Here is a 14,677-nt window from a genome sequence, read left to right as displayed (position 1 = left end):
CGTGCTCGCTCTGCAACGCCAGGACCTGGGCGAATGCGGACCCTCAGCCGGCGCCGGCCCGGGGCCTCAGCCGGAGGGGGGGTGGCCGTCCTGCTGTGCGGCTGGGGCGAGGACGTGGCGGCGGGCGAGAGGCCGCGGCTGCTGCCGTAGTGGTCGGCGCTAGCAGGCGGGGGAGGAGCCCTTCTGGCCGGTGAGGTCGCGGTTGTAGAGCCACCCGGCGGCATTCGTTCCGTCCACGCGCACGTACGTCCACTGGTTGCCGTACGAGTTGACGACGTAGCAGTGGTACCAGAGCTTCGTGCCGTCCTTGACCAGGGCGCCGGCGGTGCACTGCTGGTACGGCGCGGCCAGCAGGTGGTGGTCGCCGGAGATGTAGCCGTAGGTGCCCGGCTTCGGATCCTTGTGGGTCCAGCCGGCGCAGCCCGTCGGCACGGGGGCGGGGGAGGACGCCTTCGACGCGGCGGCGGTGGGCGAGGCCTCCGGGGTGTCCGTGCCCGGCGGGCCGCCGGCTGCCGGGGAGTTGCCGGCGGGCCCGGGTGGCGCCGGCTCCACCGCCCGTACGGGGCCGTCGCCGCCCCGCGCGGTCACGGCGTAGGTGACGCCCCCGGCGGCCAGTACCACGGCGACGGCCGCCACGGCTACGGCCACACGGCTGCGGCGGCGCGCCCGGTCCGCGACCTCGGGGTGCTGCGGGGCGGTCGGCGCCTGGCCCTGCGGGGGGAACGCGGTGTACGGAGCCGGGACGTGGGGGTGCGGAAACGATACGGCGCCCGCAGGGCCACCGCCCATGACCGGCGGGCCCCCGAAGCCGCCGGCCGGCCCCATGACGGAAGGCGCCGTCGGGGTCGGCACCGCGGCGGCGGGGCCGGGCTGCGCGGGCCGCGCTCCGGCCCCGCCCGCCGCCACCTGCTCCAGCATCGCGCGGGCCTGGTCGGCGGTGGGCCGGCTCGCCGGCTCCTTCGCCATCAGCGCCAGCAGCACCGGCGCGAGCGGCCCCGCCCGCCGCGGCTCGGGCAACGGCTCGGCGACGATCGCGGCCAGCGTGGACCACACCGACGTGCGGCGGAACGGCGAGACACCCTCCACCGCCGAGTACAGGGTCATCCCGAGCGACCAGATGTCCGAGGCCGGACCGGGCTCCCTGCCCTGCGCGCGCTCCGGCGGCAGGTAGTCGAGCGAGCCGACCAGCTCACCGCTGCGGGTCAGTTTCGCCATGGCCTCGTCGCCGGAGGTGTCGATGGTGGCGATGCCGAAGTCGGTGAGCACGACCCGGCCGCCCCGCTCCAGCAGCACGTTGCCCGGCTTCACGTCCCTGTGCAGGACACCCGCCCGGTGCGCGGCGTCGAGCGCGTCCATCAGCTTGGCGCCGATCGCGGCGGCCTCGTACGGGTCGAGCGCGCCGCGCTGTGCCACCACGTCGTCGAGGGAGGGCCCGTCGACGAGTTCCATGACGATGACCGGCAGGCCCTGCTCCTGGGTCACGTCGTGCACGGTGACCACCCCGCTGTGCCGGATGCGGGCGGCGGCCTGCGCCTCGCGCTCCATCCGGGTGCGCAGGTCTGCCAGTTCGGCCTCGCTCGCGTCGGTGTAGGCCCGCAGGACCTTGACGGCGACCTCCCGGGCGAGCAGCTCGTCGACGGCCCGTGCGACCACTCCCATGCCGCCGCGGCCGACCACGGAGGTCACGCGGTAGCGCCCCCCGAGCACCTTGCCGGCCAGGTCCCCGTCGTTCTGCCGCTCTCGGCCCGCTGGCACCACGTGCTCCGTCCTCCTCGACGCTCTGACGGGGCACAAGCGTAGATGCATGATCGACGGGCGGTCCGCGCGGCCGTGCGCGGGCCGTCGTGCCAGGGGCGCGGCAGCGCGGGGGCGGGCGCCGCTGGTCGGGGGTTTCCGGAGGCCGTACGGGCTTCCGAGAGGGAGGCTGTTCCCATGAGGAGGTCACATTCCCGCTCGCCAGCACGGCCGGGAGCGTCCTGCCGGCCCGGCGGAGGGGGCGGGGGCGGGCGTGGTCACGGAGAGTTCCTGTTCACGCTCGCGCAGTGTGCGCCCTTCGCGATCGCGCTCGGCGTGCTGGGCATCGAGCTCTCGCCCGCCCACCATCTGGTGACCGGTCCCCTCCTCACCACGACGCCGGCGCTGGCCGCGCTCACCATGGGCCCTGTGGGCACGCTGTCCGCGGCGGCCCTCGCCGCCGCTGTGAACGTGACCACCGCGACGTACAACCACTCGTGGGGCACCCAGACCCAGCTGATCATCGGCAACTTCCTGGGGCTGATCGTGGTGTCCGTGGCCAGTGTCATCCTGAGCAACGCGGTGCGCACGCGCAGGCAGAGCGAGCTCGAGCAGGTCCGCCGGATCGCGGTGGCGGCCCAGGAGGTCGTCCTGCGGCCCGTCCCCGACCTCCTGGGCCCGGTGCGGGCGGCCAGCATGTGCCTCGCGGCCGAGACGGGGGCGCAGATAGGGGGCGACCTGTACGAGGCCGTGCAGACGCGCTACGGCGTCCGCCTGATCGTGGGCGACGTCCGGGGGAAGGGGCTGTCCGCCATACGCGCGGTCGCGGTGGCCTTGGGCGCGTTCCGGGAGGCCGTCCACTACGAGGACGACGTGCAGGAGGTCATGAACCATTGCGCGGCCGCGCTACGGCGCGAGGCCGCCGTACCGGGTACCTACTCCCAGGCGGAGCTTCCCGAAGTCCTCATGGAGGGGTTCACCACGGCGCTCATCGCCCAGGTGCCGGAAGAACCGGTGGTACAGCTGGTCAACCGCGGCCATCCGCCCCCGCTGGTACTGCACCGGGGCAGGGTCCACGCCCTGATGCCCGCCACGCCGCTGCCGCCGCTCGGCCTCGAAGACCTCGTCGACGGCCCTCCGGCCAAGCCCGACAGCTACCCGTTCCTGCCCGGTGACCGGCTGCTCCTCTACACCGACGGCGTGATCGAGGCCCGCGACCGTGACAACGAATTCCTCCCCCTGCCGGAGACCATGGAGCAGATACCCGCCGGCACCTCCCCGCAGGAGTTCCTGGACGAACTGCACAAGGAACTGCTCCGCCACGCCGAAGGCCGCTTGACGGACGACGTGGCGATGATCCTCATCGACCGGCTCGCCTGAACGGCGCCGCGCGCACCGGCCCTGCCGACACGGCGGCGCGCCGCAGCGCGACACCGCCGGCCCGCCATCCCGTGGGGGTGGTCCAGTACGGGTGGGCGCAGAGCCGCCCGGAAAGCCCGATCAGCCGCCGCCGCAACAGGGTCGTACCGGCCCCGGCGGGGGCCTGCGCGAGCTCGGCGTAGGTACGCAGCCACGCCCTCTGGAGGGCGAGCAGGTCATCGGGGAAGCGGTCCGGCGGTCTCACCCCCCAATGGAAACACATGTTCGATTTCCCGCGCGAGCCCCGCCGGCCTCTGTGCTCTCCCAGTGACAGGAAGGCCGGCAGCTGAACACCGACCGCAGACCTGGCCCCGCTCCTCGAAGGCTGGTGGAGATCAGTCCAGCGGTGGCCAGGGGCAGGTGAGCAGCCGCTCGGCCTCCGCGACGATCGCTGCGGCCGACTGCTCGCGTGTGCCGCTGCGGATCGGCTCCCAGTCGTTGTACGCAGTGACCTTGTCGACCAGCGGCTCAAGCGCCCGCGGGCGGGCCAGCGCTCCCCACCCCTCGTGGGTGATCACGTCACCGCCGGCCCCCGGGGCCAGGTGCCCGTTCACGATCAGCTGGAGCCACCAGCGGACGAGTTCCCAGCGTGCTGCCACCCCGGGGATGCCGGTTTCATCGGCGGGAAGGCTCCCGGTCGGACCCAGTTCGGCCAGCACCTGGTCGAAGAGCCCGTCGGCGCTCTCGTGCTCGGCGCGCGTGAGGCCTGCGAGCAGCGGAAGTGATGCCGTCTCGACGTCGAGGACCAGCGCCATCAGACCCGCCTCGATCAGTTGGTGCGGGGAGTGCCGTCGGCCGATCAGGCGCTCCAGTGCCAGCATGCGCAGGCACTCGAGAGCCTGCGGCGCGGTGGCGGCGTACGGGGTGTACGGGGTGGGCGCGGTGACGTCGATGCCCGGACCGCCCTCGACGAAGTACGACCAGAAGCCGACGGTCGCGCGGGCCGGGAGACTGCTCGCCCGGCCGGTGAACTCGTGTCGGATGTAGTCGGTGAGGTCGTTCCCGTAGAAGATGATGTCGGTCTGGTGGACGGACAGCACCGGGTGGCCCCACTCGCCCGCCGTGCCGGGCAGGAAGCGGTGGCCGTAGACGGGGACCAGTTGCGGAACCGTCGACAGCTCGGCCCGTGCGACCTGCAGGGCGTCGGACGTCCCTGCGGGCCGCGCGCTCCAGGCGGGATGCCAGAAGCCGCCGTGCTCCACGTCGAAGAGCACCCCGTCCACCGGTAGGGAGAGCCACGAAGCCAGGTCCTCGGGGTCGCCGTTCCGCCAGTCGGGCCACCTTGGCGAACCGTGCGGGAGCCCGGCGGCGAGGAAGACCCTGTGGTCCGCCGAGAAGGTGAAGCCGAACCGTCCCTCGATTGCGTTGAGTTCCCGCTCGCTGAGGCCCGGCCCGATGTCGGCCCGAAGCACTTTCTGAAGCTCCCTGGCGGCTTCCAGGGGCAGTGGCAGGGGCGACGGCGCGGTCATCTCGGCAGCATAGCGACCGGTCCGCGGACATGATGCGTACGGTCTGGGCATGGTTGATCAGAGGATTTCGCTGCCCTCGTCGATGTGCGAGTTCGCCACGTGGGAGCCCGTGTTGCAGCTCCTGCGGGCCGCTGGCAGGGAGAGGCATACCGGTCGGCCCGTCCGTGGAACGGGGCGGATGGGCGCGGACGGCTGGAGCCTGCCCCTGCGGGGGCGCGTGTCGCCGGCCCACAGACGCGAGGTGGATCGGCTGCGGGAGGCGCTCGCGCGGGCGGGAGTCGAGGAGATCGCGTTCACCGCGGAGATCTGGCCGACCGGGAGGACCACCCTCCGGCTCATCGAGCGCTGCCCGGCCGTGGAAGCCGGCCTGGGCAGACCGGACCTGGGGGTACTGCTCCTGGTCGAAGGCGCCCTGCCCGAGCCCCGGCGCCGCCTACCGGATCCGGCGCCCGATGCGAGGCCGGCGCCCTCGGCGGACCCGAGGCGGTTGGAACGCACCCTCCGCGAGAGGATCGGATCGCCGCCGCCGAAGCGCGCCTCGGCGTCACGCTTCCCGAAGAGCTCAAGGCCCTGTACCGGCTGGTGCCGGCAGACCGGGAAGACTTGAGCGATGCCTGCGGCGTGCTCGGCTGTGAGCTCTTCCCCCTGGACGACCTCCGCCTCGCCGACGGCGTGAGCCGCTGGCCCCGCTGGTGGTTACTGAGGTTGAAGGCGTGATGTCGGGGCCTGATGCTCCCGTCCCGGGGAAGAGTCTGTAGGTTGCCTGGCATGGCTGATCTTGGGCGCGTTGTGTGGCCCCCTGCCCCGTTGCGGACCAAGCGGCTCGTGCTCCGCGAGTCGGTGGCCCGGGACCGTGCAACATTCATCGAGTTGTTCGCATCGCCGGAGGTACGGACGCACCTCGGTGGCCCCCGACCACGTGCTGAGCTTGAGAGTGCAGTGCCAGAAGTGCCCGGACGGCGCCCCGGCGTGTTCGTAGTCGATCACGACGGGGCGATGATCGGCATCGTCACTCTCGACCGGCGGGACGCGGAGCGTCCGGGGCACGTCCGTCCTGATGCCAGGGAGGCCGAGCTCAGCTATATGCTCCTGCCCAAAGCGTGGGGACGTGGGTACGCCTTTGAGGCATGCGCGGCGGCGCTCGCCTGGTTCGCCGGCGCGTTTCCCGGCGAGCCGGTGGTGCTCTGCACTCAGGTGGCCAACGACCGCTCGGTAGCTGTCGCGGTGAAACTGGGGTTCACCGAGGTGGAGCGGTTCGAGGAGTTCGGCGCCGAGCAGTGGTTCGGCATGTGGTCCTCGGTTCCGCGGTCTGGTTGAGCGCGTACTCGATAGCCGCGCGACCACCGCTCGGGGTCCTTCCTGGAACTCGGCCCGGAGGAATGGCGCGCTCTCCTGGACGCCGGTGCCGTCCCCCGGGCGCTGTCGGCCGCCGGCGTCGCAGGGCAGGGCGACGAGGACCCCCCTCGAAGGAGACCTCGGCGCCGCGCCGTAGCGGCGGGCACAAGCTGCCATCGGGATTCGCCAACTCCCCGCGCCGCCACGCCCGGAGGCCTACCGTACGGATATGCAGCGTCACACGCCGCAGTCACCAAGGAGGAACCGGTGCCGTCATCATCCTGCGACCCCCAGTACGCTCCCGCCGGCGACGTGGGTGCGGCGCTCATGGTGATCGATTCCCGACTCAAAGCCATCTACGACGGCAAGACCGAGACCGACCCCGAGCAGCGGCTGCTCATCGACCAGTTCATCGCCTCCCTGGGACCCGGCGGAGCCCAGGACCTGCTCGACGGCGCGTGCACGCTCATCTACATGTTCATGACGTGGCTGCGGAGGGCGTACGAGGACCACGGCAAGGACGTGATCGAGTACGTGGTGCCCAACCTCGTGGGCACGATGCGCACGATGCCCCGGAGCGTCCGCCCCGAGGCCATCCCCACCATGGCCGCCATGGTCATCGCGGCCGGAACCGGCCTGAGCCCCAGCCTGTGGCGCCAGCAGTACGGCGACTGGACGGAGGAGGAGATGAATCCGCTGGAAGCCACCGCGTTCCTGCTCGCGGAGCACATCAACCGGCTCACGGGCGACCGCGACTCCGCCACACGCATGATCACCAACGCCCTCTCCGCGGCGGGCCAGGACTGAGGCGCTCCTTCACGGCTGTTCGAAGTGTTTCCGGAGCCAAGCGAGCAAGTCCGCGAACGCGGGGGTCATGGCGGCGTCCGACTGCTTGAGGGTCGTCGAACTGCCGCCGTCCTCCACCGTGATCGTGTAGCTCATCGCATCCCTGGCGCGGCCGGGCGTGTCCAGCGTGGGCGTCGGGGCGGCCGCCGCCACCAGCCGGGCCAGCTCGGCGGCCGCGCCGTCGGGCAGGGTGTCCGTGTCCAGTACGTCGGGCGGGAGGCGGAGGTTGATCGCCCCCGCCAGCCCGCCGTGTGTCGCCAGAGTCACCTTCACTTGCTGGCCTTCAGCGCCGCCACGTCCTGGGCCAGCCCCGTCATCTTGGCGCTCAGTTCCCCGATCTGCCGGGTCAAGGCTGCCAGGCCGTCCTGACGGCCCACGCCGCCGTTCCCGTTGACCGCAAAGCTCCGAGCCCGGGCGAACCCCGTCGGAACGCCCCTGACCTCGACCTCCACTTCCTGCCAGGCCGCCAGCACGGCCAACTGCTCGGGGCTGCCGACGCCGAACAGCTTCGCGGCCTGCTGGAAGGTGGTGTCGGCGAAGTCCTGGAACAGGGCGTCCTTGGTGGACGCTCTGAGCGATTCGAACCAGATGCGCCCGGCGACCTCCCAGGCGAATCCCCCGATGCCCACCGCCGTCAGGAAGAACGCCTTGTTCGGAATGCCGGAGTTGAAGTGCACCGCGCCGTTGTCCCCGTCCTCGGTGTCGGGTGCGTGGATGAATTTGCTCATACGGTCGGGCTGGGGGTCCTTTCCGAACAGGTCGTTGTTGAAGGCGTGCCCCGGGGCCTTCATCGATCTGAGGGCGTCGGCATCGATCAGCGGGGTGAACACGTCCGCTCCGATGAGCCAGTCCGCCTCCTCGGCCGTCTGCTTCAGCGACCACTGCTTGACCAGCGACCCGAAGACGTCGGACATCGACTCGTTCAGGGCCCCGGACTGGTTGTGGTACTCGAATCCCGAGGTGTGGTCGGTGACTCCGTGCGTCAGCTCGTGGGCGACCACGTCGAGGGATCCGGTGAGATTGCCGAACTTCCGTCCGTCCCCGTCACCGAAAACCATCTGGCGTCCGTCCCAGAACGCGTTGTTGAACTTCGAGCTGAAGTGGATGAACCCGTTCAGGCGCATCCCGCGGCCGTCGATCGAATCGCGCTGCAACACCTCCTTGTAGAAGTCGCGCGTCAGGCCGAGTGCGTCGAATGCCTGGTTGACGGCCTTGTCCGAGGACTCGGGTCCGTCTTCCGGCCTGGCCAGGACGGCGAATTGGAGGAAGTCCCCCTCCTCGCAGTCGAAGATGGTGCGCCGGCCGTTGCCGGGAGCGGCGGCCGCGAAGGCGAAGGACGACCGGACCGCTCGTTCACCCCGCAGGCGAGCCGTGGTCAGCAGGGTGTCCAGAGCGGCCTGGCGCACCTCGCTGTCCTCGCTCTTCAGGAGCCTCTTGAGGATGTACGGGGGGATGATGCAGTTCATTGGTCGGGAGGTCCTGCACATAGGACACCTCCTGAATAAGAGGAACAGTGGTTGAGCATTCATCAACGCACGGAAGATTCGCGACGTTCGGCGTGGCCGGACGCGGCGTTCGCCGCAGCCCCGGGCCGGCCCGCGCGAAGGCGCCGCGCGAAGGCCTTGCGGACAAACGGCAGATGTCCGCCGGCTGCGGCAGCGGCGGGAGAAGCGTTGACGCCGACCGGCCTCGTTCCGGAGGCGGGGCCACGCTGATGTCTCCAGTCTCCGGCCGCCCGTGACGACTGGCAAATGCAAGGCGGGCGCCGGCAGGAGCCGGACCGCCCTAGTCCGGCTCGCTGAAGTGCTCGAGGAGCCTCTGCTGGAGTCCTTGGAGCACGAGGCTCGGCTGCTTGAGCATCGCAAGGCGCCTCGTCGCCGTCGCGGCGTATTCCTCGCCCTCACCCACTGCCGCTGCGATCACATACCCGTTCAGTGCGTCCATGTTCGACGCCGCCCCGAAGTCCTGGCCTGCCGGACGGTGACCGTCTCGCCTGCGGGTATCGCCACGCTGTACAGGCCCTCTTCATCGGTGAAGACGTGTTCGATCTCGGTCAGATCGCTGCGGTAGAGGCTGACCTTGATCATGAAAATCGGAGTGTTGCCGGAAACTGCTCGCACGCGCCCGAACACCTGAGTCTCCTCCCGTCGGACTACCGCCGGAGGCCACCCCTCTGTTCAGTCTGTGCGCGCCGTACCCCTGCCGCCAGTTGTGCACGGCACGTCAAGCCGCCCGGCAGGGGCACCGTCACCGCACCTGCGGGGTGTCATGCGCGGAGCGGGCGCGGGCGAGTAGGCGGCGCATGCGCGGGTGGCGCTCGCTGCGCATGCGGGAGTGGCGGTCGAGTTCCTCCATGAGGCGTTCCGAGCGCTTCTCCACCCCCAGTTCGTCCAGTACGCGGTCCGCGTCCGCGAGGAGGGCGCCGTGCAGTTGCCAGTGGCCCGGATGGGCGCGGACCTGGTCGAGGAGCAGCAGCGCCAGACGGTCGCGGCTGACGCGGGCCGTCCTGAGCTCCGCGGCCAGTTGCGCCTCGGCCTCCTCGGCATTGGCGCTGACCTGTGCGGTGATCAGCCGCGCGAAACTGTCGACCGCGACGGCGGTGTGCGCGTACATCTCCTTCAGGGCCTCCGCGACCTGCGGCGGGAAGGGGGAGTCCGCCGTACGGACCGTCGCCAGGTCGGTGAACGTACGGCAGGAGACGCGCAGCACCACGGCGCAGATCTCCAACGTGTCCAACCCCGTACGGAGCACCAGCCGGAACAGGAGTCCCTCGCGGACCCGTGGGTTCAGGCGCAGGCTGTCCTCCGCCTGCCGCAGTGCCGCGTCGACCGACGCGATGTCGTTGTCGAGCCGGCGCGCCTCCAGGAGCCGTTCGGCGGCCTGCTCCACCGGCGTGCTGCCGGGAGGCTGCTCACTCAGGTGCAGCAGCAGGGTGCGCATCCGCCCCGCGAGGTCGGTGATGGCCTCACTGGCCGGCCGTACCCAAATCGGCGGCACGAACAGCAAGTTGAACAGCAGGCCCACCCCGGCCCCGATCAGCGTTTCGAGGACCCGGTCCCAGGCGGTGTCCGCGACCCGCGTCACGCCCAGTACGAGCATCGCGCTGATCGCGACCTCCGGGACGAACTCTCCCGCCTTCACGAACCGGCCGATCACCAGTGAGGCCAGGATGATCAGCCCCAGGCTCCACCAGGTCAGCCCCACCAGCGCGCTGAAGCCGATCGCGATCAGCACACCCGCCACGACGGAGTTCACGCGGCGGATGCCGGTCGTCAGGGTCGAATAGAGCGTGACCTGGACGACCAGCAATGCCGTGAGCGGTGCGGTCAGGGGGGCGGGTTCGCTGCTGACGCGCAGCGCCACGACGTAGGAGACGACGGCAGCCGCGGTGGAGCGGACGGTCTGTACGACGGCGGGTTCCCGGTGGCGGGTCACGAGCCGTCGTAGGGACGCAATTGCTTTCGGCATACACCAACCCATTCCCCGGGAGCCTCGGAGAATTCAATGGTCGGGCCGGAGGGCAGCCGGCGGGGCGGCGGCACGCCGGTTCCGTACGCCCGGGTTCGGGTAGTGGACGTATGGGTTCGCCGGAGGAATATCCGCGTGTTGGTTTCGGCGCAGATCCCGGGGGTAAGGATGGGCTGTGGTCTCGCGGGAGCCGGAGTTTTTGATGGCCGGTCAATTGGCCCGGGTGTAGCGGACCGTGCCGGTCCAGATCCGTTCGAGCCGCACGCGGGTGCCGGGTTTGGGAGCGTGCCAGATCTTGTCGTGTCCGGCATAGATGCCGACGTGCCCTATCGCGCTTCCCTTGGGGAAGAAGACCAGGTCACCTGGTGCGCGCTCGGTGCGCGGGATGTGGAGCGTGTTCTCGTACTGGGCGTCCGCAGTGCGGGGGAGGGCCCGGCCGGCCTTCCGGAAGGCGTAGAGGGTGAGGCCCGAACAGTCGAAGGCGCTGGGTCCCGTGGCGCCGTAGACGTAAGGGGCGCCCTTTTTGGAGGCCGCGATGGCGACGGCCTTTATGCCGTAAGGGGAGGCGGCCTGAGCGGGGCTGGCGTGCGCGAACAGGGCGGTCACGGAAATCACGAGGAGCAAGGCGGGAGTGCGATGCTTCGTGCGGCTCTTTTTGGTTTTCGGCAATCGTGATACCTCCGCATTCAGATACAGGAACAGCGCCATGAAGGTGGCTGTTCTCGGTGACTGCGTAACGGCTCCCGACGAGCGCCTATTTTTGCCGGAGGTATTCACGTTTGCGGGTGTCGGACACGGCATGAAATGTCTCGGTTGGGCAAAACAACCCGCGATGATATGCCTGAAGCTTGTCCGACGATTCCCCCGTTCATCGCCCTGCGCGGCCCGGCCCTCGGGGGGCCGGGCCGCGCAGGAGAACCTTGGCCGGGTCTTCAGATGCGGCCGCGCAGCAGGCGGGTGACCGGGCCGAGGCGGCGCCGTCCCGCACGGTGGCCGAGGGCGTAGGTGCCGGTCAGGACGGCGGCCGTGCCGCCTGCGGCGACGGCGGTGACGGCCTTGCGGGCCCGTACTGCCGTCCAGACGTGACCGAGGTCGCCGAGGCTGCCCCGTACGGCGCGCGCGGCCGCCTGGGTCTTCTCGGCCAGCGGGGCGGGCAGCGCCGTCAGGGTGCCGGACACCGTCTCGTCGGCGTCCGCGGCGGATTCGGTCGTGGTCCGGGCGGCGTTGGCGGCCCGTTGGCGGGTGGTCGTCCCGTTGGAGGAGGAACGACGCGAACTGCCGGTGCCGGGCTTGGTGTTGTCGGACTTCTCTGATGCAGTCATGAAACGCGTGTAGCCGGATCCGGGGTCGGTAATCGCGTTTCTCACAGAAGTTTGCCGAGCGGGCCGAGGTCGATGTTGAGGTCCTCCGGTTCCAGGCCGAAGCGGGTGCGCAGCAGCTCCATGCGGTCCTCGAGCAGCATGAGGGTCAGGCCGAGCCGTTCCTCCTGGTCCTCGGTGAGGTCGCCGGCTTCGACCCGGCGCAGGGCCTGGCGTTCCATGAGCTGCCGCAGCAGTTCGACGACCGTCAGCACCAGGCGGGCCAGGTCGCGTTCGACGGAATCGGGGTCGAGCTCGACCCGGCGTGGCGCGCTCACGCGGTCACCTGCTTCCAGGGGGAGGGCACGGCTTCGCCGACCGAGCTGATGAGGGCTTTGAGATCGACGCGGACGAGGTCGACACCGGCGATGCCCAAGGTGATGTCGCCCGCCAGGACCACCCCTCCGGCCAGGAGCCGGTCGAGGAGGTCCACGAGGGCGATCTCCTCGCCGCCGGTCATCGCCGTCCGCCCTGTTCGGCGCCGGGGTCCTGGGTGAAGGAATAGGGGACCCAGGGGCCCGTGACGTCGACATGGAGCCCGGGAGGGAGGGCGTCGGGGCCGGGGACACCGGCGAGGAAGGCCTGTCGCCCCTCGCGGGGTACGAGGTAGGCGGCGTTGAGGACGTTGGTGCCGACGGCTCCGGACAGCCGGGCCTGCTGCGGCGGATGCAGGACCGCTCCGGCGGCCTGCGCGGCCAGCCGGCCGTGGAGCTGCTCGGCGGTCCTGGCGGCCAGCCCGGCCCGCGCCTCGCGCCTGCGCCGGTCACCCAGCCGCCGTTGGAGGTACTCCCGCCCCGCCGCGGCCCCGGACCCCGGCCCCGGGTCGGGCCCGGGCCTGCCCGCCGCCGCCCCGTCGGGGGCGGCGGCGTACAGTTTCACGCCCCACTCCTCGGCCCCCTCGACCCGCGCCAGCGCGCGGCAGAGCCGGTCCCGGCCCTCGGCCAGCAGCCTCAGGACGCCCTCCTCGCCACGGCAGACCGTCGCCAGCCGCAACGGCACCGTGGTGCGGGAGCGTCCGACGGCAGCCACCACCCGGTGGTGGGCCCTCGCGAGCGTGGAGAGCCAGTCCAGGTCCTCCAGTCGTCCCCGCAGCGCTCCCTCGTCAAAATCCGCCGGGTCGACCGGTTCGGCCACGGCGGCCACCACGCCGTCCCCGATCACCCGGAGCCCCGGCCCGCCGCCCACGCCGCCGATCCCGTCGACGCACAGCGGTTCGGCCCCCGACTCCACGACCGTGTAGACGTACAGCAGCCCCGGCCCGCTCATGCCCGCTCCTCACGCTCTTCGAGCTCCGCGACGCGCCGCCGCAACTCCTCGTTCTCCCGCCCGAGTTCGTGCCGGCGGGCCGTGCTGGAGAGGGCCGGGTCCTGTTCCCACCAGTCGATCCCCATCTCCTTGGCCCGGTCCACCGATGCCACCACGAGACGCAGTTTGATGGTCAGCAGTTCGATGTCGAGCAGGTTGATGCGGATGTCACCGGCGATGACCACGCCCTTGTCGAGGACCCGTTCGAGGATGTCGGCGAGATTGGCACCGGAGCCGTCGTCGTAGGGCCGGGGCAGCCCGGCGGGCATCGTCATGACGGGCCGCGCCCCTCGCCGCCGGTTCCTACGGCCGGGCCCCTCGCCACGCGGTCGTCGTCGTTCATCGCGGCCGGACCCCCCTCTCGAGTCGGGCCAGCAGTTCGTCCTCCCGGCGGTCGAACTCGGCCCCGTCCATCTCCCCGGCCTCGAACGAAGCGACCAGCCGGGCGAGTTCCCGGTGCACGACGGCCGGATCGTAGTACTGGCGCTCCGCCTCGGCGACCACCTGCCGCAGCACCCATGCGGTGCCCCGGGCCGGGGCCGCCGGCAGCAGCAGTACCTCCTTGAGGAGACCCATGGTCATTCCGCTTCCGCGAAGCTGTAGGCCGGCAGCGGCCCCGTCACCTGCACCCGCAGGTGCTCGTGCTGCTCGTGGAGGCGGCGTACGGCGTCCAGGAACGTGTCGCGCTGCTCGCGTGCCACGAGGAAGGAGAGGTTCGCGAGCCACCCCTGCCCTTCCGGACCGTGCCTCAGGGCTGCCGCGCACGGCCCCAGCGTCTCCTCGACCAGAACGGCGTCCGCCGCTTCCCGAGCCGCAACGGCCCTGGCGACCCGCTCGCCGAACGCCAGCTTCTGCTCGGGCGAGCCGCCGCCCGCCGCGCGGTTGGCCTGGTGCAGGGCCAGCAGCTCCGGGTCCGCCGCGACCACCGCGAAGAGGACGGCGTCCTCCTGGTGGGCCGCCTTGACGTTGAACTCGTCCTTGCCCTCCAGCTCCGCCAGGCGCTCCAGATAGCGCTCCTGACGCTGTTCGAGGACGGACGTGACGGTGTCGTCGTCGGGGGAGACGCCCCCGAACCGCAGGGGCAGCACCGGGCCGCCCCCGCCGGCCTGGAGCACCACCCGCTGGTGGGCCAGCAGGTCACGCCGCTTCGCCTTCAGCTCCGCGGGCGCGTCGCTGACCAGGGCCACGAGCTTGCCGCTGCGCACGGTGCGCACCGGCAGCGGTGGCTCCCCGATGCCTTCGAGGGGGGCGGGCAGGTCCTGTTCGGCACGGGTGATGCCGTAGACGTACGTGGTCATTCCTTCTCCTCCCGGCGGGCGGTGCTGCGCCGGCTGCGAGGCCGGCTCTCGGTCTTCTCTTCCGAGTCCTCCCCGTGGGAAGGGGAGAACGCGTCCGAAATCGTCTGTGCGGCGCCGCTGAGGACGCCCTTGGTCTTGCCCCGGGCACCGGATTCGGTGACCTCGCCCACCAGGTCGGGCAGGCCCGGGCTCTTGCGCGGTCCGGCCTCCAGGTCGAGGCGGTTGCACGCCTCGGCGAACCGCAGATAGGTGTCCACGCTGGCCACCACGACACGCACGTCGATCTTGAGGATCTCGATGCCGACCAGGGAGACGCGCACGAAGGCGTCGATCACCAGGCCGCGGTCCAGAACCAGTTCGAGCACGTCGTACAGGCCGCTGGAACCGCCGCCGGATGCGGCGGCGGGAGCGGGCTGGGCAGGAACGACAGTCATAACTTCCGGTT

At 71.1% G+C, this 14,677-nt stretch carries 20 protein-coding genes; 3 read left to right on the top strand and 17 right to left on the bottom strand.

The features are described from left to right. Positions 1-159 precede the first annotated feature (159 nt). A complete protein-coding gene (locus tag ACFTXQ_RS07640; RefSeq protein WP_382636838.1) occupies positions 160-1,755 on the bottom strand; it encodes a protein kinase in 1,596 nt (531 codons plus the stop codon). A gap of 315 nt (positions 1,756-2,070) precedes the next feature. Between ACFTXQ_RS07640 and ACFTXQ_RS07635 the strand changes: the two genes are divergently transcribed. After that, a complete protein-coding gene (locus ACFTXQ_RS07635; RefSeq protein WP_382636836.1) occupies positions 2,071-3,114 on the top strand; it encodes a PP2C family protein-serine/threonine phosphatase in 1,044 nt (347 codons plus the stop codon). On the opposite strand, the gene ACFTXQ_RS07630 is transcribed toward ACFTXQ_RS07635, so the two are convergent. After that, positions 3,095-3,358, bottom strand: coding sequence for a hypothetical protein (locus ACFTXQ_RS07630; RefSeq protein WP_382636834.1), 264 nt, complete (start codon positions 3,356-3,358; stop codon positions 3,095-3,097). The two genes, ACFTXQ_RS07635 and ACFTXQ_RS07630, sit on opposite strands and share 20 nt — an antisense overlap. A gap of 130 nt (positions 3,359-3,488) precedes the next feature. Continuing rightward, entirely contained in the window at positions 3,489-4,565 is a 1,077-nt protein-coding gene (locus ACFTXQ_RS07625; protein WP_382636832.1) for a hypothetical protein, read from the bottom strand. Positions 4,566-5,390: 825 nt separating this feature from the next. Between ACFTXQ_RS07625 and ACFTXQ_RS07620 the strand changes: the two genes are divergently transcribed. Both ACFTXQ_RS07620 and ACFTXQ_RS07615 read left to right on the top strand, forming a co-directional pair. Next, on the top strand, positions 5,391-5,939 hold the full coding sequence (locus tag ACFTXQ_RS07620) for a GNAT family N-acetyltransferase (protein WP_382636830.1): 549 nt from the start codon (positions 5,391-5,393) through the stop codon (positions 5,937-5,939). 345 nt (positions 5,940-6,284) lie between these two features. Then, positions 6,285-6,764, top strand: a complete 480-nt coding sequence (locus tag ACFTXQ_RS07615) for a hypothetical protein (protein WP_382637383.1) — start codon at positions 6,285-6,287, stop codon at positions 6,762-6,764. Positions 6,765-6,773: 9 nt separating this feature from the next. On the opposite strand, the gene ACFTXQ_RS07610 is transcribed toward ACFTXQ_RS07615, so the two are convergent. The 14 genes from ACFTXQ_RS07610 to ACFTXQ_RS07545 all read right to left on the bottom strand — a co-directional run bounded on the left by ACFTXQ_RS07610 (position 6,774) and on the right by ACFTXQ_RS07545 (position 14,666). Then, entirely contained in the window at positions 6,774-7,070 is a 297-nt protein-coding gene (locus ACFTXQ_RS07610) for a protealysin inhibitor emfourin (protein ID WP_382636828.1), read from the bottom strand. Positions 7,071-7,072: 2 nt separating this feature from the next. Continuing rightward, a complete protein-coding gene (locus ACFTXQ_RS07605) occupies positions 7,073-8,269 on the bottom strand; it encodes a M4 family metallopeptidase (protein WP_382636826.1) in 1,197 nt (398 codons plus the stop codon). Between the two features lie 319 nt (positions 8,270-8,588). Further along, on the bottom strand, positions 8,589-8,747 hold the full coding sequence (locus ACFTXQ_RS07600) for a hypothetical protein (RefSeq protein ID WP_382636824.1): 159 nt from the start codon (positions 8,745-8,747) through the stop codon (positions 8,589-8,591). Further along, on the bottom strand, positions 8,735-8,890 hold the full coding sequence (locus tag ACFTXQ_RS07595) for a hypothetical protein (protein ID WP_382636822.1): 156 nt from the start codon (positions 8,888-8,890) through the stop codon (positions 8,735-8,737). The genes ACFTXQ_RS07600 and ACFTXQ_RS07595 overlap by 13 nt, the downstream gene beginning before the upstream one ends. Positions 8,891-9,050: 160 nt before the next feature. Then, on the bottom strand, positions 9,051-10,271 hold the full coding sequence (locus tag ACFTXQ_RS07590) for an aromatic acid exporter family protein (RefSeq protein ID WP_382636820.1): 1,221 nt from the start codon (positions 10,269-10,271) through the stop codon (positions 9,051-9,053). 210 nt (positions 10,272-10,481) lie between these two features. Further along, entirely contained in the window at positions 10,482-10,979 is a 498-nt protein-coding gene (locus ACFTXQ_RS07585; RefSeq protein WP_382636818.1) for a C40 family peptidase, read from the bottom strand. A 224-nt stretch (positions 10,980-11,203) separates the two neighbouring features. Continuing rightward, positions 11,204-11,593, bottom strand: coding sequence for a hypothetical protein (locus ACFTXQ_RS07580; protein WP_382636816.1), 390 nt, complete (start codon positions 11,591-11,593; stop codon positions 11,204-11,206). 41 nt (positions 11,594-11,634) lie between these two features. Continuing rightward, a complete protein-coding gene (locus ACFTXQ_RS07575) occupies positions 11,635-11,907 on the bottom strand; it encodes a gas vesicle protein K (protein ID WP_382636814.1) in 273 nt (90 codons plus the stop codon). Continuing rightward, positions 11,904-12,089, bottom strand: coding sequence for a gas vesicle protein (locus ACFTXQ_RS07570; RefSeq protein WP_382636812.1), 186 nt, complete (start codon positions 12,087-12,089; stop codon positions 11,904-11,906). Before ACFTXQ_RS07570 ends, ACFTXQ_RS07575 begins: the two co-directional genes overlap by 4 nt. After that, positions 12,086-12,895 (bottom strand): GvpL/GvpF family gas vesicle protein, encoded by an 810-nt coding sequence (locus ACFTXQ_RS07565; protein WP_382636810.1) that lies wholly within the window; start codon positions 12,893-12,895, stop codon positions 12,086-12,088. Before ACFTXQ_RS07565 ends, ACFTXQ_RS07570 begins: the two co-directional genes overlap by 4 nt. Then, the gene (locus ACFTXQ_RS07560; protein WP_382636808.1) at positions 12,892-13,209 is read right to left on the bottom strand and encodes a gas vesicle protein; all 318 of its coding nucleotides are present in this window, start codon (positions 13,207-13,209) and stop codon (positions 12,892-12,894) included. The genes ACFTXQ_RS07565 and ACFTXQ_RS07560 overlap by 4 nt, the downstream gene beginning before the upstream one ends. Positions 13,210-13,273: 64 nt before the next feature. After that, a complete protein-coding gene (locus ACFTXQ_RS07555; protein WP_382637381.1) occupies positions 13,274-13,510 on the bottom strand; it encodes a gas vesicle protein GvpG in 237 nt (78 codons plus the stop codon). Between the two features lie 2 nt (positions 13,511-13,512). Then, a complete protein-coding gene (locus ACFTXQ_RS07550; RefSeq protein ID WP_382636806.1) occupies positions 13,513-14,232 on the bottom strand; it encodes a GvpL/GvpF family gas vesicle protein in 720 nt (239 codons plus the stop codon). Further along, on the bottom strand, positions 14,229-14,666 hold the full coding sequence (locus tag ACFTXQ_RS07545) for a gas vesicle structural protein GvpA (protein ID WP_382636804.1): 438 nt from the start codon (positions 14,664-14,666) through the stop codon (positions 14,229-14,231). Before ACFTXQ_RS07545 ends, ACFTXQ_RS07550 begins: the two co-directional genes overlap by 4 nt. Positions 14,667-14,677 lie beyond the last annotated feature (11 nt).

It is taken from the genome of Streptomyces sp. NPDC057010, assembly GCF_042673805.1.
GTDB lineage: Bacteria > Actinomycetota > Actinomycetes > Streptomycetales > Streptomycetaceae > Streptomyces.
Note: the sequence above shows the minus strand (reverse complement) of the source record. Positions and strands in the feature narration are given on the sequence as shown.